The sequence below is a fragment of the Kitasatospora brasiliensis genome (assembly GCF_032654805.1).
In the GTDB taxonomy this organism is placed as follows: domain Bacteria; phylum Actinomycetota; class Actinomycetes; order Streptomycetales; family Streptomycetaceae; genus Kitasatospora; species Kitasatospora brasiliensis.
The window spans coordinates 43,670-65,442 of sequence record NZ_JAUOOW010000004.1 but is presented as its reverse complement, the minus strand read 5'-3'; the positions used below and the strand labels follow the sequence as shown (position 1 = coordinate 65,442).

The 21,773-nt window shown below is 73.5% G+C and carries 20 protein-coding genes; 11 read left to right on the top strand and 9 right to left on the bottom strand.

Annotated features, from left to right (window positions below; all coding sequences use genetic code 11):
* Positions 1-639: 639 nt before the first annotated feature.
* Positions 640-903: a DUF397 domain-containing protein gene (locus tag QWJ13_RS16440; protein ID WP_432277534.1), complete on the bottom strand. Its 264-nt coding sequence runs from the start codon at positions 901-903 to the stop codon at positions 640-642.
* Between the two features lie 316 nt (positions 904-1,219).
* On the opposite strand from QWJ13_RS16440, the gene QWJ13_RS16435 reads away from it, so the two are divergent.
* Entirely contained in the window at positions 1,220-1,759 is a 540-nt protein-coding gene (locus QWJ13_RS16435; protein WP_316525281.1) for a PTS-dependent dihydroxyacetone kinase phosphotransferase subunit DhaM, read from the top strand.
* 28 nt (positions 1,760-1,787) lie between these two features.
* Here QWJ13_RS16435 and QWJ13_RS16430 read toward each other — a convergent pair whose 3' ends face one another.
* From QWJ13_RS16430 to QWJ13_RS16420, 3 genes are all read right to left on the bottom strand, one after another.
* Positions 1,788-2,276 carry an NUDIX hydrolase gene (locus QWJ13_RS16430; protein WP_316525280.1) on the bottom strand — a complete coding sequence of 163 codons (489 nt, stop codon included), beginning with the start codon at positions 2,274-2,276 and terminating at the stop codon, positions 1,788-1,790.
* Between the two features lie 10 nt (positions 2,277-2,286).
* On the bottom strand, positions 2,287-2,835 hold the full coding sequence (locus QWJ13_RS16425; protein WP_316525279.1) for a sugar transferase: 549 nt from the start codon (positions 2,833-2,835) through the stop codon (positions 2,287-2,289).
* A 292-nt stretch (positions 2,836-3,127) separates the two neighbouring features.
* Positions 3,128-3,352: a hypothetical protein gene (locus QWJ13_RS16420; RefSeq protein ID WP_316525278.1), complete on the bottom strand. Its 225-nt coding sequence runs from the start codon at positions 3,350-3,352 to the stop codon at positions 3,128-3,130.
* Positions 3,353-3,831: 479 nt separating this feature from the next.
* Between QWJ13_RS16420 and QWJ13_RS16415 the strand changes: the two genes are divergently transcribed.
* Positions 3,832-4,917, top strand: a complete 1,086-nt coding sequence (locus tag QWJ13_RS16415) for a polysaccharide deacetylase family protein (protein ID WP_316525277.1) — start codon at positions 3,832-3,834, stop codon at positions 4,915-4,917.
* Between the two features lie 837 nt (positions 4,918-5,754).
* Here the strand turns inward: QWJ13_RS16415 and QWJ13_RS16410 are convergent.
* Entirely contained in the window at positions 5,755-6,525 is a 771-nt protein-coding gene (locus QWJ13_RS16410; RefSeq protein ID WP_316525276.1) for a glutamate racemase, read from the bottom strand.
* Between the two features lie 57 nt (positions 6,526-6,582).
* On the opposite strand from QWJ13_RS16410, the gene QWJ13_RS16405 reads away from it, so the two are divergent.
* Complete coding sequence (locus QWJ13_RS16405; protein ID WP_316525275.1) at positions 6,583-7,731, top strand: glycosyltransferase; 1,149 nt, start codon at positions 6,583-6,585, stop codon at positions 7,729-7,731.
* Between the two features lie 79 nt (positions 7,732-7,810).
* Entirely contained in the window at positions 7,811-8,557 is a 747-nt protein-coding gene (locus QWJ13_RS16400) for an SAM-dependent methyltransferase (RefSeq protein ID WP_316525274.1), read from the top strand.
* A 31-nt stretch (positions 8,558-8,588) separates the two neighbouring features.
* Here QWJ13_RS16400 and QWJ13_RS16395 read toward each other — a convergent pair whose 3' ends face one another.
* Both QWJ13_RS16395 and QWJ13_RS16390 read right to left on the bottom strand, forming a co-directional pair.
* The gene (locus QWJ13_RS16395; RefSeq protein ID WP_316525273.1) at positions 8,589-9,263 is read right to left on the bottom strand and encodes a thiol:disulfide interchange protein DsbA/DsbL; all 675 of its coding nucleotides are present in this window, start codon (positions 9,261-9,263) and stop codon (positions 8,589-8,591) included.
* A 124-nt stretch (positions 9,264-9,387) separates the two neighbouring features.
* Positions 9,388-10,587 carry a glycosyltransferase family 4 protein gene (locus tag QWJ13_RS16390; protein ID WP_316525272.1) on the bottom strand — a complete coding sequence of 400 codons (1,200 nt, stop codon included), beginning with the start codon at positions 10,585-10,587 and terminating at the stop codon, positions 9,388-9,390.
* A 479-nt stretch (positions 10,588-11,066) separates the two neighbouring features.
* Between QWJ13_RS16390 and mscL the strand changes: the two genes are divergently transcribed.
* The 5 genes from mscL (at position 11,067) to QWJ13_RS16365 (ending at position 17,116) form a co-directional block, all read left to right on the top strand.
* Complete coding sequence (gene mscL, locus QWJ13_RS16385; protein ID WP_316525271.1) at positions 11,067-11,513, top strand: large conductance mechanosensitive channel protein MscL; 447 nt, start codon at positions 11,067-11,069, stop codon at positions 11,511-11,513.
* Between the two features lie 438 nt (positions 11,514-11,951).
* Positions 11,952-12,755 carry a DUF6643 family protein gene (locus QWJ13_RS16380; protein WP_316525270.1) on the top strand — a complete coding sequence of 268 codons (804 nt, stop codon included), beginning with the start codon at positions 11,952-11,954 and terminating at the stop codon, positions 12,753-12,755.
* A 204-nt stretch (positions 12,756-12,959) separates the two neighbouring features.
* Positions 12,960-13,835, top strand: a complete 876-nt coding sequence (locus tag QWJ13_RS16375; RefSeq protein WP_316525269.1) for an MOSC domain-containing protein — start codon at positions 12,960-12,962, stop codon at positions 13,833-13,835.
* A gap of 394 nt (positions 13,836-14,229) precedes the next feature.
* Positions 14,230-16,737: a right-handed parallel beta-helix repeat-containing protein gene (locus tag QWJ13_RS16370; RefSeq protein ID WP_316525268.1), complete on the top strand. Its 2,508-nt coding sequence runs from the start codon at positions 14,230-14,232 to the stop codon at positions 16,735-16,737.
* Between the two features lie 46 nt (positions 16,738-16,783).
* Positions 16,784-17,116: a DUF6191 domain-containing protein gene (locus QWJ13_RS16365; protein ID WP_316525267.1), complete on the top strand. Its 333-nt coding sequence runs from the start codon at positions 16,784-16,786 to the stop codon at positions 17,114-17,116.
* A gap of 127 nt (positions 17,117-17,243) precedes the next feature.
* Here QWJ13_RS16365 and QWJ13_RS16360 read toward each other — a convergent pair whose 3' ends face one another.
* Together QWJ13_RS16360 and QWJ13_RS16355 are read right to left on the bottom strand one after the other, a co-directional pair.
* Positions 17,244-18,362, bottom strand: coding sequence for a PLP-dependent cysteine synthase family protein (locus QWJ13_RS16360; RefSeq protein ID WP_316525266.1), 1,119 nt, complete (start codon positions 18,360-18,362; stop codon positions 17,244-17,246).
* A 145-nt stretch (positions 18,363-18,507) separates the two neighbouring features.
* The gene (locus QWJ13_RS16355) at positions 18,508-19,788 is read right to left on the bottom strand and encodes an ROK family protein (protein WP_432277533.1); all 1,281 of its coding nucleotides are present in this window, start codon (positions 19,786-19,788) and stop codon (positions 18,508-18,510) included.
* Between the two features lie 17 nt (positions 19,789-19,805).
* Here QWJ13_RS16355 and QWJ13_RS16350 point away from each other — a divergent pair, with 17 nt between their 5' ends.
* Positions 19,806-21,077: an MFS transporter gene (locus tag QWJ13_RS16350; protein ID WP_316525265.1), complete on the top strand. Its 1,272-nt coding sequence runs from the start codon at positions 19,806-19,808 to the stop codon at positions 21,075-21,077.
* Positions 21,078-21,199: 122 nt separating this feature from the next.
* Positions 21,200-21,772: a HutD/Ves family protein gene (locus QWJ13_RS16345; RefSeq protein WP_316525264.1), complete on the top strand. Its 573-nt coding sequence runs from the start codon at positions 21,200-21,202 to the stop codon at positions 21,770-21,772.
* Position 21,773 lies beyond the last annotated feature (1 nt).

Sequence of the window (21,773 nt, the reverse complement as noted above, 5' to 3'; positions counted from 1 at the left end):
GCTACGTTCGGTTCTGCACGACAGCCGTTCTGGGTGTCACCCTCCGGGGGGCGGCATGTCGCAAACGCGGCCCTACACGCGTTTTCCCTCACTGTGCACGTGTCGTGCCGAACTGCCAAGCACCCAGCTTCGTCGTCGCACACTCGCACAGAGCACGAACACACAAGCCAACAGTTCCATGCACCACAAGCCAGATCCGCGGGGCCCCGGCCCGTCGCTCCCGTGGATCTTGCTCGGGACGCCGCCGCGTGGGGGCGTGCGGGTCCCGAGCATTCGGTGCCGTCGCCGAGTCGCTCTCGGCTTCGACACCACCCTCCCGGCGACTGCCGACCCCTCGCGGGGTCGGGACCGGCCGACGCACCCCGGTGCGCAGGGGATGACTGGGAGGATGGCTCGGCAGCTTGCCGGGCCGCACAGCAGGCGCCGTGTCTGGCCGCGTGGGGGCGGTGGGCACGGCGTCTGCCTGTGCTCATACTCTGAGCTGCGTTTGTCTAACAGTCAACAGAAATCCTGACGGGGCGCGCTCAATAGATCATCAGTTGTGATGTTCCGACCCCAAAAACCCTCCAACGGAAGCGGGCCCCGTCGATTCGGGGCCCGCTTCCGTGACGAGAGGCCCTGGGAGAGCCCCGGCGGACCTCAGGTGAGGTCGAACTCGCCATCCCGGGCGCCGAGCACGAAGGCCCGCCACTCGGCCGGCGTGAAGACCAGGATCGGCCCGTCCTCCTGGCGGCCGTCCCGCATCCCGATGTAGCCGTCCACGAAGGCGATCTGCACGTCCCCGGGGCCCTGGCTGCTGCACAGCCACTCCGCGCCGGTGAAGTCCACCTTGGGCTTGCCGTTCGGCGCCAGCTCCGGCTGCGCCGCGACGGCCTCCGTGTCCGTTCCGCTGTTGGATCCCACTGACCGATCTCCTCCCGACGATGTTTCGGAGCCAGCCTAGCCACACCGCCCGGGCCCGGTCAGCGGGTTGACGAGGACTCCTCCGGCCGGGGGCGGGAACCGCCGGAGGGAGGGTTGAGGCGTGTCCCGACCGGCGGGGGCGGCGGGCAGCTGCCAGAGTGCTGCCAGGGTGCCGGGGAGCCCCCGACGGCCCCGCTCCCGCCGCACGGAGCACTTCGCCGAGCACCCCGCAGCCCGCCGCACAGACCGCCTCGGGGACAACCCCGCCGATCCACCCCACCGATCCGCTTCGCCGATCCGTTCAAGGGAGCAGCCGATGAGCCGCCGGGACGGCACCCGCGCCGATGTCATCCCCATCTCCGACGCCCCCTCGGCCCACCCCCCGGCACCCCGTACGCCTCCCTCGCCCACCCCGCTGCCCCGGCCGGCCTCCGCCCGGCCCGCCACACACGGACGGGTCGGGATCGTCCTGGTCTCGCACAGCCGGGAACTGGCCACCGCCGTGCGCTCGCTCGCGCTCGCATTGACCGGATCCGACTCCCCCGCACCGGTCGCCGCGACCGGCGGCGACCCGTCGGACGGCCCGGGTATCAGCGCCGTCCTGGTGGCCGCCGCGACCCGCCGGGTGGACCAGGGTCACGGCGTGGTGCTGCTCGCCGACCTGGGCGGGGCGGTCACCACCGTCCGCGCGCTGCTGTCCGACGCGGACGAGCACGGCCTGCCGTTCCCGGTCCGGTTCGCCAACGCCCCGTTCGTCGAGGGGGCGGTGGCCGCCACCGCGACCGCGACGGCCGGCGGCGACCTGGCCGCGGTGCTGGACGCGGCGGAGGAGGCCTACCGGCAGTACAAGGGCTGATGCCGCCGGGGGCCGCGGTGGCCGCGGCTCAGGGGCGCTCCTGACCCTCCCGAGTGAAGATCGCCGGGCCCTTGCACTCCAGGGCGTGGCGCAGCCGCTCGTGCTCGATGTCGATCATCGGCGGCAGCTCGTCCAGCCCGAACCAGCCGACCTCCAGGGACTCGTCGTCGTTCACCCGTGCCTCGCCGCCGACCGCGCGGCAGCGGAAGGTCAGCACCAGGTACTGCGTCACATCGCCGTTCGGGTACGTGACCTGCGGCGAGACGGTGACGGAAGCCAGCAGTTCGGGTACGACCGCCACCCCGGTCTCCTCCGCGCACTCGCGCACCACGCCGTCGGCGGGCTGCTCGCCGGGGTCGAGGATGCCGCCGACCGGCGCCCACCGGCCGTCGTCGACCCGGCGGGCGAGCAGTACCCGGTCGTGGTCGTCCAGGACGACGGCGACGACGGCGCTCAGCCACAGCGGGCGGGTGCCCACGACGGCGCGGAGCTCGGCGAGGAAGGGGGGAATGGCCATGCGCCTCAGCCTATCGGGGCGGCTTCGGGCCGACCCGGCGCGTCCGGCCGGCGGCGGGGCCGCGCAGCGCGGCGAGCGCGGTGAGCCCGAGGATGTGCAGATCGAGCCGGAACGAGCGGTGCTCGACGTACCAGAGGTCGAGTTCGGCCCACTCGGGGCGGGTGAGCGGGCTCCGGTCGCGGCCGAGGGCGTGCAGCTGGGCCCAGCCGGTGAGGCCGGGCCGCACCGCGAGCCGGCCGCGCTCGCGACGGGAGTAGCGCACCACCTGGTCGGGGCTGGCGGGCCGGGGCCCGATCACCCCCATCTCGCCGCGCACCACGTTCCACAGTCGCGGCAGTTCGTCCAGGCCTGTGTGGCGCAGCAGGGCCGCGAACCGGCCGTCGTCGGAGGTCCGGAAGCGGAGGACCCGGAACTCGCGGCCGTGCCGGCCGGTCCGGGTCTGCCGTTGGAGGACCGGCCCGTCGGTGGTGCAGCGGAGCAGGACCGCGATCAGCAGCGCCAGCGGCAGTGCGACGATCGCGGCCAGAGCAGCGATGGCGAGGTCGCCACCGCGTCTCATGAGGCGGCCACGGCATGATCCGGTCTGCCGCCCATGGCTCCCCCTCCGCGGCGATTCGAGCCGGAGAACGCATTCACAGTAGGGGCGGGATGGAGTCTTCGTCTGGGAATGGTGAAAGAAGAGCGCGTGAGATTGTCAGACTGGACGATATTCAGTCGGTCTGACCAATTTCGCTCGATCGGCCGTTTCGGAATGCCGAACGCGATCGACGCAACAGGTGGGGGCGGCTTCCGTACGGCCGTCGGCCCGCCCGTACGGGGACGGGGGTGGGTGTGGTCCGGGCGCCGCCGTCTCAGAGCGCGGTGCGGCGCCGGTCGCGGAGCACTCCGAAGGCGATCCGGCCGAGCAGCAGGACCCCGGCGGCCAGACAGCCGGCCACCGCCATCGCCCAGGCCGGACCGTCACTGTCCGGAACGAACACGGCCACGACGATGCCGAGCGCCAGGCAGGCCAGGCCCACCACGGTCAGCGGGAGCTGGTAGGTGACCAGGGCTCCGCCACTGCACGCACGAGTCATCCGGGAGGCCCCGTGGAGGTGAAAGGGGTCACGGTCCGCATCTGCCATGAGCCCAAGGTACCCCGGGGCGGACCGGGCGGCAGCCCGCACGGAGTGAAGTTTCGAGCACCCCGCGCGACCGGGGAATCCGGGCCGGTCAGAGGCTCGCCGGGGCCCGGTCCGAAGTGTGTCGGAGACGTCCGCACGGGCATTCCGGCTCCACAATCAGTCCACGAAAAATCCTCGTCCCCCCGGTACAACCATCCACCGAGTGCAGCGGTCTCAATGGCATTGAGTGATCCAGGAGCCGTTCGAGGGACGGGTGTGACCCCCCACCGAGAACAGGAATATCCAGGGGCGGAGCCTCCACCCCTGGAGTCGGAGGCCGGGCTCCGTCCTCCGGCGGTACCGCCACGCCGCTCGGCGAACGAGGGGGAACCGTGCCGCAGTCCCAGTCCAGTACATCGATCTCCAAAGCCCGCGCCCGGCCGATGCCCGGCATGCGCGCGCTGTCTCCGCCCGCCGGATGGCCGGCGGACCGGCCCGACATCGGTCGGCTCGTCGACCGTCTGCACGGCCTCGGCCGACCGGCCGACGTGCTGGCCGGCCAACAACGGGACGGCCTGAACTGGTACGGCGGGGGCCGTCACCGTCCGGCCGTCGAAACGGAACAGCAGGACGCTCGGGGCGAATGGCTGCGGTTCGCCCCCGTCCAGCCGCTGTTCCGGGCCCGGGCGGCCCAGCGGCTCGCCGTGCTCGCGTACCACGGGGTGACCGACCACCGGTCCTTCGGCGCCCAGCTCGACCGGCTGCAACGGCTCGCCACGCCCGTCTCGCTCGACGCGGTCCTCCAGGCCGTGGCCGAGCGGCGGCCGCTGCCACCCCGGAGCGTCCTGGTCACCTTCGACGACGCCGACCGGAGCGTGCTCACCCACGCCCTGCCGGCCCTCAACGCCCGGGGCATTCCGGCCACCGCGTTCGTCATCTCGGAGCTCATCGGCACCGAACGGCCGTTCTGGTGGCACGAGGCCGACTTCCTCGCCCGGCACGGGGGCCGGGCCCGCTCGCTCGACTGTGGGCACCCGTCCCAGCTGCTCCACCGGCTCAAGGCCATGCCGGACCCGGACCGTCGGCGCAGCCTGCACGAGCTGCGGGTCAGCGCCGACCGCCGGCCGCCCCGCCAGGAGCAGCTCACCCCGGCCGACCTGCTCGCCCTGCGGGAGGGGGGCGTCGCCATCGGCAACCACACCCAGGGGCACCCGTGCCTCGGGCGCTGCGACGACGACACCGTGCGCACCGAGATCACCGGCGCCCACGAGGCCCTCACCCGCTGGCTGGGGGAACCTCCGATCGCCTTCGCCTACCCGGACGGCGGCCACGACGTCCGTGCTGAAACCGTCCTTCAGGAGCTCGGCTACCGCCTCGGCTTCCTCTCCGACCACCGCCTCGGCCCCCGACTTCCCTCCCATCCCCTCCAGATCAGCCGCCTCCAGGTCGACTCCACCACCAGCACCCGCCGCTTCGACACCATCCTCTCCGGCCTCGAACCCGCCTACCGCCGCTGGCGCCGCCAAGCCGTCGCGTAGTCCAGTGCGCGGGAAGTCGGCCCAGCCGACTTCCCGCGCACGTCCATGTCTGGAGCAGCCCCGACACCTCGCGCACCCTCCGCCGGTGAACCGGCTTCGCGCCGCTGCCCGCCGGGCCCGCCCACTGTTGCACCAAAAGTCGGCCAGGCCGACTTCCCGTGCACACCTATGCCGGCGGAGCCTCTCGCAGAAATCTACGCGCATAGATTCACCTGGGCTGTGTTGCCAAACGGCCGCTGCACCAAAAGTCGGGCGGGCCGACTTTCCGCGCACCCAAGTGGTCGGGATCCATCCACAGGCCAGCCCCGCAGCCATCGCATACGAACGCGAGAAGCAGAACCCCACGCAGGGGGGTGGGCACAACCGCGCCAGAAGTCGGCCGGACCGACTTTCCACGCACAGTCGCATCAAGGGAGCCTCGCCGGGCGATGAATCCGCGCGCATAGATGCGTGGCGGCCGGGCGGGCGCCACTGCGGCAACGCGGCCGCCGCACAGGAAGTCGGGTGGGTCGACTTCCTGTGCGACTGGAGCAGGTGGGATGCGCCCACGAGTCGGCCTCGTAGTCGTCGCCACGAGCGGCACGGGAGGCGTGGGCGGCGGGAGGCGCGGGCGGCGCGGGAGGTGTGGGAGGCGCGGGAGGTGTGGGCCGCCATCGCGCGCGAAAAGTCTGGCGGGCCGACTTTCCGCGCAAACCCCCGCCCCGGATCCCGCCACCGCGTCGTCTACGCGCATAGCGCCTGGCGCGAGAAGTCGGGCGGGCCGACTTTCTGCGCGCCAGCGTGGGTTGGTGGAGCTACGCGCGTGGGAAGTCGGCTGGGCCGACTTCTCGCACGGCGTCAGCCGATGAAGGCAGCGAGGGCGTTGCCCTGGGGGTAGAGGGCGGCGGCTGGGGGGAGGTGGGCGGGGGTGCCGGCGTGGAGGACGGTGAGGGTGCCGCTGCCCGTTCGGGTGGGGTCGGCGACACGGCGGAGGGCCTGGGCCGCGACCGCGTCGGCGGAGCCGTGCAGGACGAGCGTCGGGGAGGCGGTCGGGGCGACGGCGGCGCGGATGCGGTCGTCGACGAGCTCGTAGTGGGTGCAGCCGAGCACGAGCACATCGGTGCCGACCGGCGTACGGGAGGCGGCATCGGCGATGGCCGCCGTGATCGCCTCGTCGTCGCCGTGCTCGACCGCGTCCGCGAGGCCCGGGCAGGCGACCTCGGTGACCTCTGCCGAGCCCCCGAAGTCACGGATCAACCCGCGCTGGTATTCGCTCCCGGTGGTGGCCGGGGTGGCCCAGATGGCGACCCGACCGCCCAGCGCGGCGGCGGGCTTGATCGCCGGAACAGTGCCGATCACCGGCAGTCCGGGCTCCAGTTCGGCCCGCAGGGTGGCGAGCGCGTGGACGGATGCCGTGTTGCAGGCGACCACCAGCGCATCGGGTTCGAGCGCGGCGGCGGCCCGGCAGCAGCCGAGCGCCAGCTCGGTCACCTCTTCGGGCGTTCGAGGCCCCCACGGCATCGAGGCCGGGTTGGAAGAGAGCACCAGATCCACGTCCGGGCGCAGCTTCCGAAGGGCGGCGGCGGCGGCCAGCAGACCGATTCCGGAGTCCATCAGTGCGATCTTCACAGGTCAAGACTTTAGTCGATCCGCCCGCGCGGCCCGGTTCTGCGGCAGACTGCCGGGGTGACCGTCCTGCTGTGGATCGCCGCGTTCTCCCTGCTGGTCTGGCTCTGGTTGGCGTGCTGCCACGGCCTGTTCTGGCGCACCGACGTACGGCTGCCACCGCGCCGCCCGCCGGTTCGGTGGCCACAGGCGGCGATCGTGGTGCCGGCCCGGGACGAGGCGTCGGTGCTCCCGGTGAGCCTGCCGACGCTGCTCGCCCAGAAGTACCCGGGACGGGCCCGGGTGATCCTGGTGGACGACCACAGCTCGGACGGCACCGGCGCGCTGGCGGCGGAGCTGCGCACGGTCGACGGGCTGGAGCTGACCGTCACCACCCCTCCCCCGCTGCCGCCGGGCTGGACCGGCAAGTTGTGGGCACTGCGACACGGTGTGGAGCTGGCCGGTCCGGATGCCGAGTACCTGCTGCTGACGGACGCCGACATCGCGCACGGCCCGGACTCGCTGGCCGAGCTGGTGGCCGCCGCCGAGAGCAACGGGCTGGACCTGGTGTCGCAGATGGCCCGGCTGCGGGTGGAGACCCGCTGGGAGCGGCTGATCGTGCCGGCCTTCGTGTACTTCTTCGCCCAGCTGTACCCGTTCCGCCGCAGCAACCGTCCCGGCGCCCGGACGGCGGCCGCCGCCGGCGGCTGCTCCCTGGTGCGGCGCGAGGCACTGGAGCGGGCGGGCGGGGTCGCGGCGATCCGCGGCGCGGTGATCGACGACGTATCGCTGGCCCGGGCGGTGAAGGCCACCGACGGCCGGATCTGGCTGGGCCTCGCCGACGACGTGGACAGTGTCCGCCCGTACCCGCGGTTGGAGCAGCTGTGGCGGATGGTGTCGCGCAGCGCGTACGCCCAGCTCAGGCACTCGCCGCTGCTGCTGCTCGGGACGGTGCTGGGGCTGGCGCTGGTGTACCTGGTGCCGCCGGTGGCGACGGCGGCCGGGCTGGTGGCGGGGGCCCCGGCGGTGGCGGTCGCGGGCGGGGCGGCGTGGGCACTGATGGCGGGTACGTACCTGCCGATGGTCCGGTATTACGGGCAGCCGGCCCCGGCCGTGCTGTTGCTGCCGTTCACCGCGGGGCTGTACCTGCTGATGACGGTGGACTCGGCGGTGCAGCACTGGCGCGGCCGGGGTGCCGCGTGGAAGGGCCGGACCTACTCGCGGGCCTGAGCGGACCCCGGCCCGGGAAAAGCAGACCCCGGCCCGGGAAATCGCTCCGCGCCGCGCGGCCCGGATCCATACTGCTCGGGTGGACCGTCAGCAGATCTCCCGCCTCGCCCATGCCCGTCACCCGATCGCGGCCCCGCTGGCCGACGAGTCGGTGGCCCGCCTGCTGGACCGCGCCACGGCCGGGACGGAGCGGGGCCGGGCCGTGGACCTCGGCTGTGGCGAGGGTGCCTGGCTGGTCCGGACGCTGGCCGCCCACCCGGAGTGGCACGCGGTGGGCGTGGACCTGGACGCGGCGGCGCTGACCCGGGCCCGGGAGACCGCGACCGCGCTCGGTGTGGCCCGCCGGATCGGCCTGCACCACTTGGACGCACGGGAGTTCACCCCGAGGGAGCCCTTCGACCTGGTGCTGTGCGTCGGCGCCACCCACGCCTTCGGCGGCCTGCTGCCGACGCTCGCCGCGGCCCGCGAACTCCTGGCGCCGGGCGGCTGGTTGCTGGTCGGCGAGGGCTTCTGGCAGTGCGAGCCGTCCCGGGCGGCGCTGGACGGGCTGGGTGCGACCCGGGACGACTTCGCGGACCTGGCGACGACCACCGACCGGGTCGTCTCGGCCGGTTGGACACCGGTGTTCGGGCATGTCAGCACCGAACAGGAGTGGGACGACTACGAGTTCTGCTGGACGGGTTCGCTGGCCGAGTGGGCGCTGGACCAACCCGACCACCCGGACGCGGCCGCCGCGCGGGAGGCCGCGGACCGGCACCGCACCCAGTGGCTGCACGGCTACCGGGGGACGTTCGGCTTCGTCACCTACCTGCTGCGCCGGAGCTGAACGCCCAACGGCGGCCCGCCACTTCCCGGGCTCAGTGGCGCTTCGCCTGCGCCTGCTGCACCAGGCGGTCGAGCACGCCGGGCATCTGCTCGGCTCCGCCGGCCCTGGTCGGCGAGGTGCGGTACTCGCCCTCGACGACGACCGTCGGCAGCTCGTCGACCTTGTAGCGGACGAAGGCGGCGGCGGCCCCGTCGACCGACTTCTGTACGGCGTCGGAGCGGTAGGCGCTGCCGAAGAGCTGGGTGTCCACGCCCTGGCTCGCGGCCCAACCGGTGGCGGCCGCCTCGGTGGTGAGGTCGGTCCGGTCCTCGCGCACGGCACGGAAGACCTCGGTCTGGAGGCGGTCGACCAGGCCGAGCCGCTCCAGCGTGTAGTACAGGCGCGCGTGGTCGCGCTGGACGGCCTCCTGCGGGCTGCCCGGCCAGATCGCCGGGACGCGGCGCAGCACCACATCGGTGCTGTGCCTCCCGGCCCAGGCCTGCAGGGGCCGCTCCAGCGCCTGGGAGTGGCTGCAGTCGTACCAGAAGAACTCGACCGCCTCCGTACGGGCGCTCTCGCGCACCGGTTTCGGATGGTCGAGCTTGACGAACTTGGCACCCTCGGCGGGGGTTTGGTGGGTCTTCGCGCCGGCCTGGACCGGGGACGCGGCAATCCCGGCGGCGACGGCGAGCAGGACGGTGGACCGCAGCAGCGACTTCGAGTTCACACCGGGCAGTGTGCTGATGACGGTTGGCTACCGGCCGGTTGCGACGGCGCGAACGGGCCGGGTTCGCCCGAACGGCGCAACCGGGCCACACGGACGGGCTGGTGAGGTCAGCGGTCCGGTGAGGTCAGCGGGCCGCCCCGGGGCTCGCCGTCCACACCTCGGCGACGAGTTGCTGCCAGGCGTCCACGACGGCGCCCAGCTCGAAGTGCTCCAGCGCGTGCGCCCGGGCCGCCGCGCCGAGGCCCGCCCGGTTGACCGCCAGCACCTTGCCCAGCGCCTCGGCGAGAGCGAGCGGGTCCCCGGGCGCGACCAGCGCACCGGTGGCACCGTCCCGGACCACCTCGCGCACCCAGCCGACATCGGTGGCCACGGCGGGCACCCCGGCCAGCGCCGCCTCGATCAGCGCGCCCGGGACGCCCTCGCTGTCGCTGGTGAGCAGCAGCGCGTCGGCGGCGCGGTAGAGCGGGGCCGGGTCGGGCAGCGGGCCGAGGAAGTGGGCGCGGGCGGCGGCCGGGTGGCGGGCCAGCGTCTCGCGCAGCGGGCCGTCCCCGGCCACGGCGAGCCGCACGTCCGGCAGCCGGTCGAGCACGTCGAGGGCGAGGTCGAGCCGCTTCTCCGGGGATATCGCCCCGATCCAGGCGACCAGCAGCACATCGGCCGGCAGGCCCAGCGCGTGCCGCGCGGCGCGCCGGTCGTCCCGACCGTCGGCGGGCGGATAGCTCTCGGCGGCACGGGAGTTGGGGATCACGCGCACCTTCCCCTCGGGCAGCTGGAACTGTTCCTCCAGCACGGCGCGCGCCTCGTCGGTGAGCGTGGTGACGGCGGCCGCCTGGTGCATCAGCGCGCCGCCGCGCACCCGGCGCAGCCGGGTGGCGGTCCAGTAGCGCGGGTGGCCGACCGAGACGTAGACGAAGGGCGTACCCGTCCCGGCGAGGGCGAGGGCGCAGGCGGCCAGGGTGTCCGAGCCGTGGGCGAGCACCACGTCGGCGGCGCGGGCGGCGGAACGCAGCGCCCGGAGCGTACTCGGGCGCAGTCGGCCGGGGCCGAGCACGACGGCGGAGCGCAGGCCGGAGGTGTCCGAGCAGTCGGCGGACGGCCGGGCCGCGGGGCCCTGGCCTGCGGAATCCGATCCCGCGTCGGCGGGGCCGGGGTGGACGGCCGGGTGCGGGGCGAGGGCGCACAACGCGGAGGACTGGCCCCGACGCCTCAGTTCCCGGTGGAGGTCACGGGCGAAGTTCTGGGCGCCGCCACGGCGTGAGTCGCTGATCAGATGCAGGACACGCGGACGGTTTCCGGCCGGATCGACCGACAAGTGGTGGGGCATGGACCGACCTTGGCACAGTGCCCCGCCTGGTACATCCCCTTCGCGCAACCTGATGGTGGCCCATCCGCCCGTGCTTGTACACCCGATGTGCGCCACGAGGCCTCCGCCGCGCGCTGGTTGCGACCACTGTGCGCCCCGTCTCGCCCCCGGCCACGCCCCGGTCCGCCCCGTCGCGCCGGGTCGCCGCCGTACCCGACCGGCGAGCACGGGCGCCCCGGACCAGTGGACGACAGATCCAAATGCCGCACACAACTTCCGAGTTGCGCCGAGAAGGACCACCGGTTGTTCGACCGTCGAAGGACGGTGCGCGTAACTCGCCTCCGCACCGGGACGGTTGGCACCGGATGTCGGGGAGGTTACGCGGATCGGGTGAACGCGGTTGGACCTCGGACCGAGCCGATCGGCAGGATGTCCGGCCGGGGAGGCGCCCGCCGTGCCGCCCCATCTCCCCCTCCCCCGTAAGGATTTGGAGTCACCCGGTGTTCAAGGGATTCCGCAGCTTCCTGCTGCGCGGCAACGTGGTGGACCTCGCGGTCGGCATCGTGATCGGCGCGGCCTTCACCGCCGTCGTCACCGGGTTCGTCACCGCCTTCCTCACCCCGCTGGTCGGCGTCGCGTCCGGCGCCGTCGGCGACTTCACGGAGAAGACCTTCGACGTGGCCGGCACCCGGTTCCCGTACGGCGTCTTCGTCAACGCGGTCATCGGCTTCGTGCTGACCGCCGCCGTGATCTACTTCGCCGTGGTGCTGCCGGTCGGCAAGCTCCAGACGCGCTTCGAATCGGCCAAGCCCGTACCGGCCGCGAAGACGGACTGCCCGGAGTGCCTGAGCTCCATCCCGGCCGCCGCGACCCGGTGCTCCTTCTGCACCTCCGAGGTCGGCAAGCCGGCCCTGCCCGCGCAGGCCCAGGCGTTGCAGTCGCACTGACCGTCAGCCTCGGACGACGGCGCCGCACGAGGCGTGCCGGACGTCGGTACCGGAGCGCGGCGCGGGGTCGACGGCGCAGGTCGCGGGGCATGAACCGAACACCCGGCGAACTGACGGGACCTTTATTCCCGAAACATTCACGAGCCTCCGCCGCATCCCGGCGGGGGCTCGAACGCGCCGGCGCACGCCGTCGCCGGAAGAAGTTTCTCCGCAGGGCCCCTGACCATCCACCGGCCGGTCACCGCAAGGTCTCCGGGCGGCTCCGTCCGCGCGCTGTTCGATCTTTGACGGCCCGCCAAGGTTGTCCGGAAGCGGACGCCGGTATGTCCGGCTTTCCTACTTTCGAAACTTTTGTGCGAGCGAAGACTGTGTAAACAGTCGAACTGCTCCCCCTCCCGCACTCCTCAGCAGGCTCATTGTGGGCTTACCGTATGCCCCATGACCTCGCCCCGCTCCTACGACGGAGTCGGCTACCCCTCTCCGTCCTTCTCCTCCAGCACGCCGATCTACGACAGCCTCGTGGCTGAGCGCGGCGTCCCGCAGATCGCTCCCATCAATGTCCCGGCCGCCCTGCCACCGGCGCTGTCGTCCGGTTACGGATCCAGCCTCGGCCAGACCCCCGACAACCGCTACGGCAACGGGTACGAGAACGCCGGCAGCAACCTCCCCGCGCTGCCGCCCGCCCGCCTCGCCCTGGGCCCCGGCCCGAGCAGCGCCCCCTCCGCCGGCCCCGCCACGGCGTACATCCCCGCGCAGCCCGCGCCAGCGTACGCCGCCCCGCAGCCGCCGGTCCCCGGCTACGGCTCCCCCCAGCCGTACCAGCGACCGCAGCCCGTCGCCCCCGGTTTCACCCAGACCGCCAGCGGCGGCTACCAGCCGTCCGGCGGCCAGAGCTTCGGCGGCCAGAACACCTTCGTCGGCGCCCAGGGCGGCCCGCAGACCTTCGGCGCGCAGCCGGCCGGCAACCCGGGCGGTTTCGGCCAGGGCCAGCCCGCCGGTCCGCAGGGCTTCGGCGGCCAGCAGTCGTTCGGCGGCCCGACCGCCGGCGGCCCCGGCCTCCCGAGCCAGGGCGGCGACCAGTCCTTCGGCGGCGCCCAGCTGCGCCCGGCCATGGCGCCGGTCGCTCCGGTCCGCCCGATGCAGCCGCAGCGGCCCGGCCCGTACGGCGAGCCCGGTCCCGGCTCCTTCAACGCGGCGGGCCAGGGCAACGGCGGCTACCAGCCGCAGAGCCAGGGCTACTGACAGCCCGCTGACAACCCCGAGGCCGGCCCCCACGCGGCCAGCACCCGCACCACCTGAGCACCACCCGGCGCCCCCCGTACGCCGGGCGAACGGAGAAACGGGTCATCCACGGACCGCCCGGAACGCCCCCCACGGCGTCCCGGGCGGTCCGTGCGCGTACGGGGGCCTTCGTGTCGGCCGGAACCGGACTGGCAGGATGGAGGGATGCAGCTCACCGGACTCCACGTCTACCCCGTCAAGTCCATGTACCGCCTGAGCCCGGCCAGCGCCGTGGTCCAACCCTGGGGCCTGGCCGGAGACCGCCGCTGGATGCTGGCAGACCCGACCGGGCGCTTCGTCAGCCAGCGCGAGAACCCGGCCATCGGACAGATCCGGACGGGGCTACTGCCCGACGGCGTCCTCACCCTGACCGCCCCCGACGGCTCCCGGATCGAGGTCCCGGCCCCCGCCGTCTCGGCCGGCGCACCGCTCACCGAGGTCGAGGTCTGGGGCACCCGCTTCCACGCCGCCCAGGCCCCCGAGGAGGCTCAGCGGTGGATCGCCGAGCACCTCGACGACTACCGCCTGGTGCACCTGGACGACCCGCGCGCCAGGCCGGTCGACCCCGAGTACGGTGAGCCCGGCGACAGCGTCTCGATGGCCGACGGCTTTCCGCTGCTGCTCACCACCGACGCCTCGCTCGACCGGCTCAACGAGCTGATCGCCGCCGAGAACCCGGACGGCCACGAGGCCCTGCCGATGGAGCGCTTCCGCCCGAGCGTGGTGATCGACGGCTCCGAGCCGTGGGCCGAGGACACCTGGCGGCGGATCCGGATCGGCTCGGTCACCTTCAAGGTGGTCAAGCCGTGCGGCCGCTGCGTGGTCACCACCACCGACCAGGAGACCGGCGAACGGCGCGGCAAGGAGCCGCTGCGCACCCTGGCCCGGCACCACCGGCTGCTGCGCAAGGCCTCCTTCGGACAGAACCTGATCCCCGAGCGGCCGACCGGTGTCGAGGGCGACGCGCTCGGCACGCTGCGGCTGGGCGACGAGGTGGAGGTGCTGGAGGACGGGGCGCACTGGCCCACCGACGGGCGCTGAGCCCGCCGGATCGGCTTCGTGCTTCGGTGGGCGGGCCGCTTCGTGTTCCGGCGGGGGACCCACGTCGTGTTCCGGCGGGAGGCCTGCTTCGTGTTCCGGTGGACGGCCCGCGTCGACTGCTCGTGCCGGACATCGGGGCGCACCGGCCCGCCGAGCGGCGCCGGACACCGGCCGCGCTCTGGAACCGGCGCGTCCGGACGGAACCACCGGTGTGCGCGCTCGTTGAAACAAGTGGTCGGAAGCTGTGGCGCCGGTGAGCGCTACCGGGGTCCGCGCGACCGCGGGCGGCCGGACCACCCACGTGGGCGCGCTACGGTGGGCGGGCGGCCCGCGCACCCTCGCGCATTCGGCCCGTTGATCGCCGGCTCGACGAAGGTGGGGACGACAGACCGTCATGGCTGAGCACAGGGTCCGGGTCACCCAGGACAGCGCATCCCGCTGGCGTCGCCGAGCGGGCGAGTACGACACGCTCGCGGAGGCCCTCGCGGCCGCCGAACCGGGCGACACCGTGACCGTCCGGCCGGGCACCTTCCGGGAGAACGTGCTGGTGGACAAACCTGTGACGATCGTCCCCGCCCAGGGGCCCGGCACCGTCCGGATCGACCCGCCCTCCGGGGTGGCGCTCACCGTGACCGCCGCCGCGACCGTACGCGACCTGGTGGTCGAGGGCGGCGACAGCTCCACCCCGGCCGTCCTGGTCACCGGGCCGCAGGCGTCGCCCGCCTTCAGCGGCTGCCGGATCGAGACCCGCTCGTCCACCGGGATCGAGGTCACCGGCGGCGCCCGCCCCACCCTGCGCGGCTGCGTCGTCACCAATCCGGGCGGGCTCGGGCTGCGGCTGCGCGGCGAGTCCACCGCCGCCGCCTTCGAGGACTGCGAGGTCGCGGCCGCCGGCCAAGCCGGGCTGGCCGTCCTCGGCGGTGCCACCGCCGCCCTGGACCGCTGTCGCGTGCACCACGCCTCCGGCGCCGGCGTCCTGCTCTCCGACCCCGGCAGCGCGGCCGAGCTGACCGGCTGCGAGATCTACGAGATCCGCGGCAGCGGCGTGCAGGCCGAGGCGCAGGCGGGCGGGCGGCTGGTCGACTGCGAGATCCACCGGGTCACCGGGAACGGCCTCACCCTGGACGGCGAGGCCGAGCTGGTGCTCACCGGCTGCCGGGTGCACGACCTGCCGGAGAACGGCGCTGACCTGCGCGGACGCGCCCGGCTGAGCCTTTCGAACAGCACCATCCGGGACTTCGGGCGCGGGGCGCTGTCGATCTGGGACCAGGGCACCCAGGCCGTCGCCGAGTCCTGCCAGATCCACGGCTCGACCGGCGAGTACCCGGCGCTGTGGGTCAGCGACGGCGCCCGGCTGACCCTCACCGACTGCTCGCTGCACGACCTGCCGGACGCCCTGTTCGTCCTCGACCGGGACTCCGCCGCCACCGCCGAGGGCTGCTCGTTCAGCCGCATCCGCAGCTCGGCGGTCTCGGTCAGCGGCGGGGCCACCGTCTCCCTGGCCTCCTGCCGGGTGCAGGAGGCGGGCACCGGGCTGTGGTTCCGCGACCACGGCAGCGGCGGACTGCTCACCGACTGCGAGATCTCCGACGTGGCCACCGGGGTGATCGTCACCAAGGGCGCCGACCCGGTGCTGCGCGACTGCACCGTACGGGCCAGCACGGACGCGGGGGTGTACGTCTCCGCGCAGGGGCGCGGCACCTTCGAGGACTGCCGGGTCTCGCAGGGCAGGGGCTTCGGCTTCCACATCATCGACGGCTGCCGAACCCAGCTCACCCGGTGCCGGGCGGAGCACAACCAGCGGGCCGGGTTCGAGTTCTCCGAGCCGGGGCCGGTCGCGGAGGGCTGCACCTCGGACGACGTCGGGACGGCTCCGGCGTCGGCCGGTCCGGGCGGTCCCGGTGCGCCGGGCGCTCCCGGTGGTCCCGGTTCTCCGGGGGGCGGGGCGGGGGCCGGGCGCGGGTCGGCGCCGTCGTTCGGGTCCGCCGAGGTGCCGGCCCCGCGATCGGGCCAACTGACCGCGGCCGTGGCCGCGTTGGCACCGTCCGCGGCCGCCACGGCGGCGATCGCGCCGATCCCGGACTGCCGGCCGGCCGAGGAGGCGCTCGCCGAACTGGACTCGCTGGTCGGGCTGGCCACGGTGAAGCAGGAGGTGCGCACGCTGATCGACCTGATCTCGGTCGGCCGACGTCGCCGCCAGGCCGGGCTCAAGGCGCCCTCGCTGCGCCGGCACCTGGTCTTCACGGGCGCACCGGGCACCGGCAAGACCACCGTCGCCCGGCTCTACGGCGAGATCCTCGCCTCGCTCGGGGTGCTCCAGCGCGGGCACCTGGTCGAGGTGGCCCGGGTGGACCTGGTCGGCGAGCACATCGGCTCCACCGCGATCCGCACCGCGGCCGCCTTCGACCGGGCGCGCGGCGGGGTGCTCTTCATCGACGAGGCGTACGCGCTCGCGCCCGAGGACGGGGCGCGGGACTTCGGGCGCGAGGCGATCGACACCCTGGTCAAGCTGATGGAGGACCACCGCGACGAGGTGGTCGTGATCGTGGCGGGCTACACCTCCGAGATGGAGCGCTTCCTCTCCGCCAACCCCGGCGTGTCGTCCCGTTTCTCACGCACCATCGGGTTCCCGGACTACACGGCGGACGAGCTGCTGGAGATCGCCCGGGCGCAGTGCGCGGAGCACGAGTACGCGCTGTCCGAGGAGACCGAGCAGGCACTGCTGGAGCACTTCGGCGGGCTGGAGCGCGGCCCCAACTTCGGTAACGGGCGCACCGCGCGGCAGGTCTTCGAGACCATGGTCGAGCGGCACGCGGTGCGGGTCGCCCACCTTGCCGACCCGTCCACCGAGGAGCTCCAGCTGCTCGTCCCGGCGGACTTGCCGGCGGCATCGCTGCCGTAGCGCGGCGGCGGGGAACTCCCCGACCGCGACGGGCCGTTGGGTGGGCATGGGCGTACTTCTGACGGGCGCGGCGGGCGGGTTGCTGCTACCGGCCGGACTGGTCGTGGTGTTCTTCTTCGGCGCGGTGCTGCGGCGGCTGCGCACCCGTCCGACGGCGGCGGGGGCCGGATTGGGGTCGGGGTCAAATGGTGGGCGCGGCGCGGGTGCGACCGCGACGGAGGAGCTGCACGCGCTGCTCTACCCGAGCAAGCGGGTGCAGCTGGAGCAGCGGCGAGTGGAGCTGGTCCTGCGGGACGACGAGCACGACGGCGCGCCGAAGCGTACGGGGATCGACCTCGCGGGTGGGCGGGCGGTGATCCGGCCGACAGATGACAGCTGACAGATTTCAACATCTGTCAGCTGTCATCTGTTATCTGTGATCTGTTACCTGTCAGCTGTTTGCTGTTCGCTGTTTGCTGTTCGCTGTTTGCTGCTCGGGCGACCGATCGGCGCCTGGGCGACCCGGGTCAGTCCGCCCAGGGGCCGCCGGCGAGGAAGGACTCCAGCGCCGCCCGATAGGGTCCGATGTCGATCCGCTCGCCCGCCAGCCAGTCGTCCGAGTAGTACTTGTCCAGGTAGCGGTCCCCCGGGTCGCAGATCAGGCCGACCACGCTGCCCGTCCGCCCGGCCTCCCGCATCTCGGCGACGATCCGCAGCGCGCTCCAGAGGCCCGTCCCGGTGGAGGCGCCCGCCTTCTTGCCGAGCACCCGCTCCAGCACCCGCACCGCGGCGATCGACGCGGCGTCCGGCACCCTCATCATCCGGTCGATCGCCCCCGGGACGAAGCTCGGCTCCATCCGCTGCCGTCCGATCCCCTCGATCCGCGAGCCGCTCTCGCAGACGGCGTCCGGATCGTTGCGCACCCAGCCGTCGAAGAAACAGGAGTTCTCCGGGTCCGCGACACAGATCCGGGTGTCGTACTGCATGTAGTGCACGTACCGGGCGATGGTCGCCGAGGTGCCGCCGGTGCCCGCGGTGGCCACGATCCAGGCCGGTTCGGGGTGCGGCTCCAGGCGCAGCTGGGCGAAGACCGACTCGGCGATGTTGTTGTTGCCGCGCCAGTCGGTGGCCCGCTCGGCGTAGGTGAACTGGTCCATGTAGTGCCCGCCGGTCTCCTCGGCGAGCCGGGCGGACGCCTCGTACACCTCGTCCGGACGCTCGACCAGGTGACACTCGCCGCCGTGGAACTGGATCAGGTCGATCTTGGCCTGGCTGGTGCTCTTGGCCATCACGGCGATGAACGGCACGCCCACGAGCTGGGCGAAGTACGCCTCGGAGACGGCGGTGGAGCCGCTGGACGCCTCGATCACCGGCTTGCCGGGCCGGATCCAGCCGTTGCAGAGCCCGTAGAGGAACAGCGAGCGGGCCAGGCGGTGCTTGAGCGAGCCGGTCGGGTGGGTGGACTCGTCCTTGAGGTACAGGTCGATCCCCCACTCCGCGGGCAGCGGGAAGCGCAGCAGGTGGGTGTCGGCGGACCGGTTGGAGTCGGCCTGGACCTTGCGCACCGCCTCCTTGAGCCAGGCACGGTACTCCGGGTCGGAGCGGTCGACGTCGATGGTCGGCACGATGCCGGGCTGGGTGCTCATGGTCGCTGTCTCCCTCGCGGTGAACCCTGCTGCTCACTACGAGTGTAGGAGAGTCACGATAAGTGACCTTTTCTGAAGGGCCAGGTTCCGCTTATCGCCGTCGGACTCACGCCCCGGAGCGCCCGCTTCGGGCCCCGTCTTCGCGTCAGGGCAGCACCGGCACCGACTGCGGGTCCACCAGGTACGGCCCCCAGCCCAGTTCGGCCGCTCCCGCGAGCGCGCCGTGCGCCAGCTCGGCGCCGACGATCGGCACCCGGCCGCTACGACCCCACAGGCTGCGCTCGGCGACCACCGACCGCAGCCGGTCGGGCGCGGCCTCCAGCAGGTCGAGGTGCAGCCCGCTGAGGACCACCCGGTCGGGGTTGAGGATGTTGGCGACGCCGGCCAGCCCGAGCCCGAGCCGGTCGATGACGTGCTCCACCGCCGCCCGCGCCCGGTCGTCCGTCGCGGCCGCCCGGCACAGCTCCCACGCCTGGTCCAGCAGCGGACGGCCCGGCTCGGGGGTGAGTCCGGCGGCGGCGAACAGCGCGTCGGGGTCGGTCTCGGAATTGAGGCAGCCCCGGTTACCGCACATGCAAGGCCGGCCTTGCGGGTCGACGGCGAGGTGACCGACCTCCAGGGCGAGGCCGGCGCTGCCGGTGTGCAGATGGCCGTCGATGACCAGCGCGCCGCCGACGCCGCGGTGGCCGGAGGTGACGAAGAGCAGGTGGCGGGCACCGCGGCCGGCGCCGTGCCGGTACTCGGCGAGCGCGGCCAGGTTGGCGTCGTTGGCGACGGCGGTGGGCAGCGGGCGCAGCGCGTTCGGGCCGTGGTCGGCGCGGCCGACCTCGACGTCGTACAGGTCGGCGACCGGGGTGCCGCTGGGCCAGGCGAAGTGCAGCGCTGCGAGGGCGGCGCCGTCCGGTTCGGTGACCGGATTGGGCAGCGCGAGCGCGGCGCCCAGGCAGCGGCGGTCGGTCGCTCGGGCGAGCTCGGCACCCGCCACGGCGACGGCGCGCAGCATCCGGACCGGGTCGGTGGCGGCGGGCAGCGGCAGGTGGACGGGCGGGTCGAGCAGTCCGCCGAGGCCGGCCAGGGTGACGCTCAGCCCGTCGGCGTGGATCTGTCCGGCGATCACGACCGGGCCGTGCGGGTCGATCGCGAGGCGGTGCGAGGGACGTCCGCGGCCGCCGCCGGCCGGGCGTGAGTCGACGGCGATCAGGCCGAGCGCCTCAAGTTCGGCGGTGACCGCGCCGGCCGTGGCCCGGGTCACGTCCAGTGCGCGGGTGAGCGCCGAACGGGTCGGCGTCTGACCGGTGTGGATCAGGGAGAGCGCCGGGCCGAGCAGCGTCCGCCCCCGGTCGGGAGCCGCGCGGCGGTGGCTGTCGCGCTGCGCGTCGGATTCGTTCCCGGTACCGGGCCTCGGGCTTGATGGTGAGAGCTGCACACCCCTATTGTGACTTTGTGTCGCTTCGAAACAAAATCGGTTCACACACTCGACCCGACCTCCCGCCCTCCCAGTCTCGCAGCACACCCCCGGCGACCGACAGCCCCTGGGGGCCTGCACGTATCGCCCTCACCGCATTCTTCGCCGTCGACGGCTTCCTCTTCGCCGCCTGGGTCGTCCGCATCCCGGACGTCCGCAGCCAGGTCAGCGCCTCGCACAGTGCCCTCGGGCTCGCGCTGCTCTGCCTGTCGATCGGCGCCGTCCTCACCATGCCGCTGGTCGGCCGGCTCTGCCTGCGGTACGGCTCGCGCCCGGTGACCGTCGGCTCGCTCGCCCTGCTCAGCCTCGCCGTGCCGCTGCCCGCGCACACCCACTCGGTCACCGCGCTCGGCGGGGTGCTGCTCCTGTTCGGCGCGGGGTACGGCGGGGCCAACGTCGCGATGAACAGCGCCGCCGTCGACCTGGTCCCGCAGCTGCGGCGGCCCGTGATGCCCAGCTTCCACGCGGGGTACAGCTTCGGCGGGCTGGTCGGCACCGGCGTCAGCGGGTTGCTCGCCGGGCCGCTGAACACTTCATGGGCGCTCGCGCTCAGCGCCGCGCTGGGCATGGCCGTCACCGTCGGCGCGGGGGTCGTCCTGCTGCGCAGCCCGGCGGTGCCGACGGTCGTGCCCGAGCACGCGAACCGTACGGCGGGGCCGCCCGACAGCGCGGGGGCGCACTCGGGTTCGGCCCGTACCCACACCCGGATGCTCGTCCTGCTGCTCGGCCTCACCGCGCTGTGCACCGCGTACGGCGAGGGCGCGATCGCCGACTGGACCACGCTTCACCTCACCGACGACGTCCATGCGAGCTCCGTGGTGGCTGCCACCGGGTACGGCGCGTACGCGTTCGCGATGGCCGGCGGGCGGGTCAGTGGCACCTGGCTGTCCATCAGGCTCGGCCAGACCCGGCTGATGCTGTTCGGCGGGTTGACGGCGGCGGCCGGCATGTTGATTGCCGCGTTGGCCCCGGTGGTGCCGGTGGCGATCTGCGGGTTCGTCCTGGTCGGCCTCGGCTTGGCCAACCTCTTCCCGCTCGCCATCGCCCGGGCCGGCACGGCGGGCGGGCCGCAGGGCGTGGCGTTCGCTTCCTCGCTCGGCTACGGGGGGATGCTCATCGGCCCGGTGGTGATCGGCTTCCTCGCCGACGCGGCCGGACTGCCGCTGGCCCTCACCACGGTCGCGCTCGCGGCGAGCGTGGCGGCGCTCCTGCCGCTGTCGGTCGGGCCGCGGGGGACAGACGGCGGGTGACGGGACACGGATGACGGCGGACAGATGACAGACGACGGATTGCAGATAACAGATGACGGATGACAGATGTTGAAATCTGTCATCTGTTATCCGTCCGCCGTCATATGACAGGATGCGGCCCCATGACGACCAGCGAAGGCTTCCAGGTCCTGCGGGCGAGCGGGCGCCCGGCAACGGCGTGGCTCAACGGGGGCGGGGTGACCAGGGAGGTCGCCGGGTTCCCGGCGGGCGCCGGGCTGGACGCCTTCGACTGGCGGGTCAGCCTCGCGGACGTCGCCGCGGCCGGACCGTTCTCCCCGTTCCCCGGCATCGACCGGGTGATCACCCTGGTCGAGGGCCCCGGCATGGCGCTCACCGTCGACGGCACCGAGCACCTGGTCGATACGCCGCTCCGGCCGTTCGCCTTCTCCGGCGACGCCACCACCGACTGCCGCCTGTCGGCCGGCCCGGTGGTCGACTTCAACGTGATGACGCGCCGCGGACGGGTCGAGGCCACGGTGGAGCTGGCCTCCTCGGCCGCCACGCTCGACGTCCCGGACGGGGGCACCGTCCTCCTCGCCTGCCTCGTCGGCACCGCCATCGTCGACAGCGCCGAACTCGCGCGCTACGACGCCGCGTTGCTCGACACCCCGGGCAAGCGCGAGCTGCGCCCGAACGGCACCACCGCCGTCGTCACCTTCCGCACCGCGCCCTGAC

What these genes read in the sequence shown, in the direction of transcription:
- QWJ13_RS16435 (WP_316525281.1), top strand. Translation starts at nt 1,220, where the DNA reads ATGAGCCGCCGGGACGGCACCCGCGCCGATGTCATCCCCATCTCCGAC.
- QWJ13_RS16430 (WP_316525280.1), bottom strand. Translation starts at nt 2,276, where the DNA reads ATGGCCATTCCCCCCTTCCTCGCCGAGCTCCGCGCCGTCGTGGGCACC.
- QWJ13_RS16425 (WP_316525279.1), bottom strand. Translation starts at nt 2,835, where the DNA reads ATGAGACGCGGTGGCGACCTCGCCATCGCTGCTCTGGCCGCGATCGTC.
- QWJ13_RS16420 (WP_316525278.1), bottom strand. Translation starts at nt 3,352, where the DNA reads ATGACTCGTGCGTGCAGTGGCGGAGCCCTGGTCACCTACCAGCTCCCG.
- QWJ13_RS16415 (WP_316525277.1), top strand. Translation starts at nt 3,832, where the DNA reads ATGCGCGCGCTGTCTCCGCCCGCCGGATGGCCGGCGGACCGGCCCGAC.
- QWJ13_RS16390 (WP_316525272.1), bottom strand. Translation starts at nt 10,587, where the DNA reads ATGCCCCACCACTTGTCGGTCGATCCGGCCGGAAACCGTCCGCGTGTC.
- QWJ13_RS16380 (WP_316525270.1), top strand. Translation starts at nt 11,952, where the DNA reads ATGACCTCGCCCCGCTCCTACGACGGAGTCGGCTACCCCTCTCCGTCC.
- QWJ13_RS16375 (WP_316525269.1), top strand. Translation starts at nt 12,960, where the DNA reads ATGCAGCTCACCGGACTCCACGTCTACCCCGTCAAGTCCATGTACCGC.
- QWJ13_RS16370 (WP_316525268.1), top strand. Translation starts at nt 14,230, where the DNA reads ATGGCTGAGCACAGGGTCCGGGTCACCCAGGACAGCGCATCCCGCTGG.
- QWJ13_RS16365 (WP_316525267.1), top strand. Translation starts at nt 16,784, where the DNA reads ATGGGCGTACTTCTGACGGGCGCGGCGGGCGGGTTGCTGCTACCGGCC.
- QWJ13_RS16360 (WP_316525266.1), bottom strand. Translation starts at nt 18,362, where the DNA reads ATGAGCACCCAGCCCGGCATCGTGCCGACCATCGACGTCGACCGCTCC.
- QWJ13_RS16345 (WP_316525264.1), top strand. Translation starts at nt 21,200, where the DNA reads ATGACGACCAGCGAAGGCTTCCAGGTCCTGCGGGCGAGCGGGCGCCCG.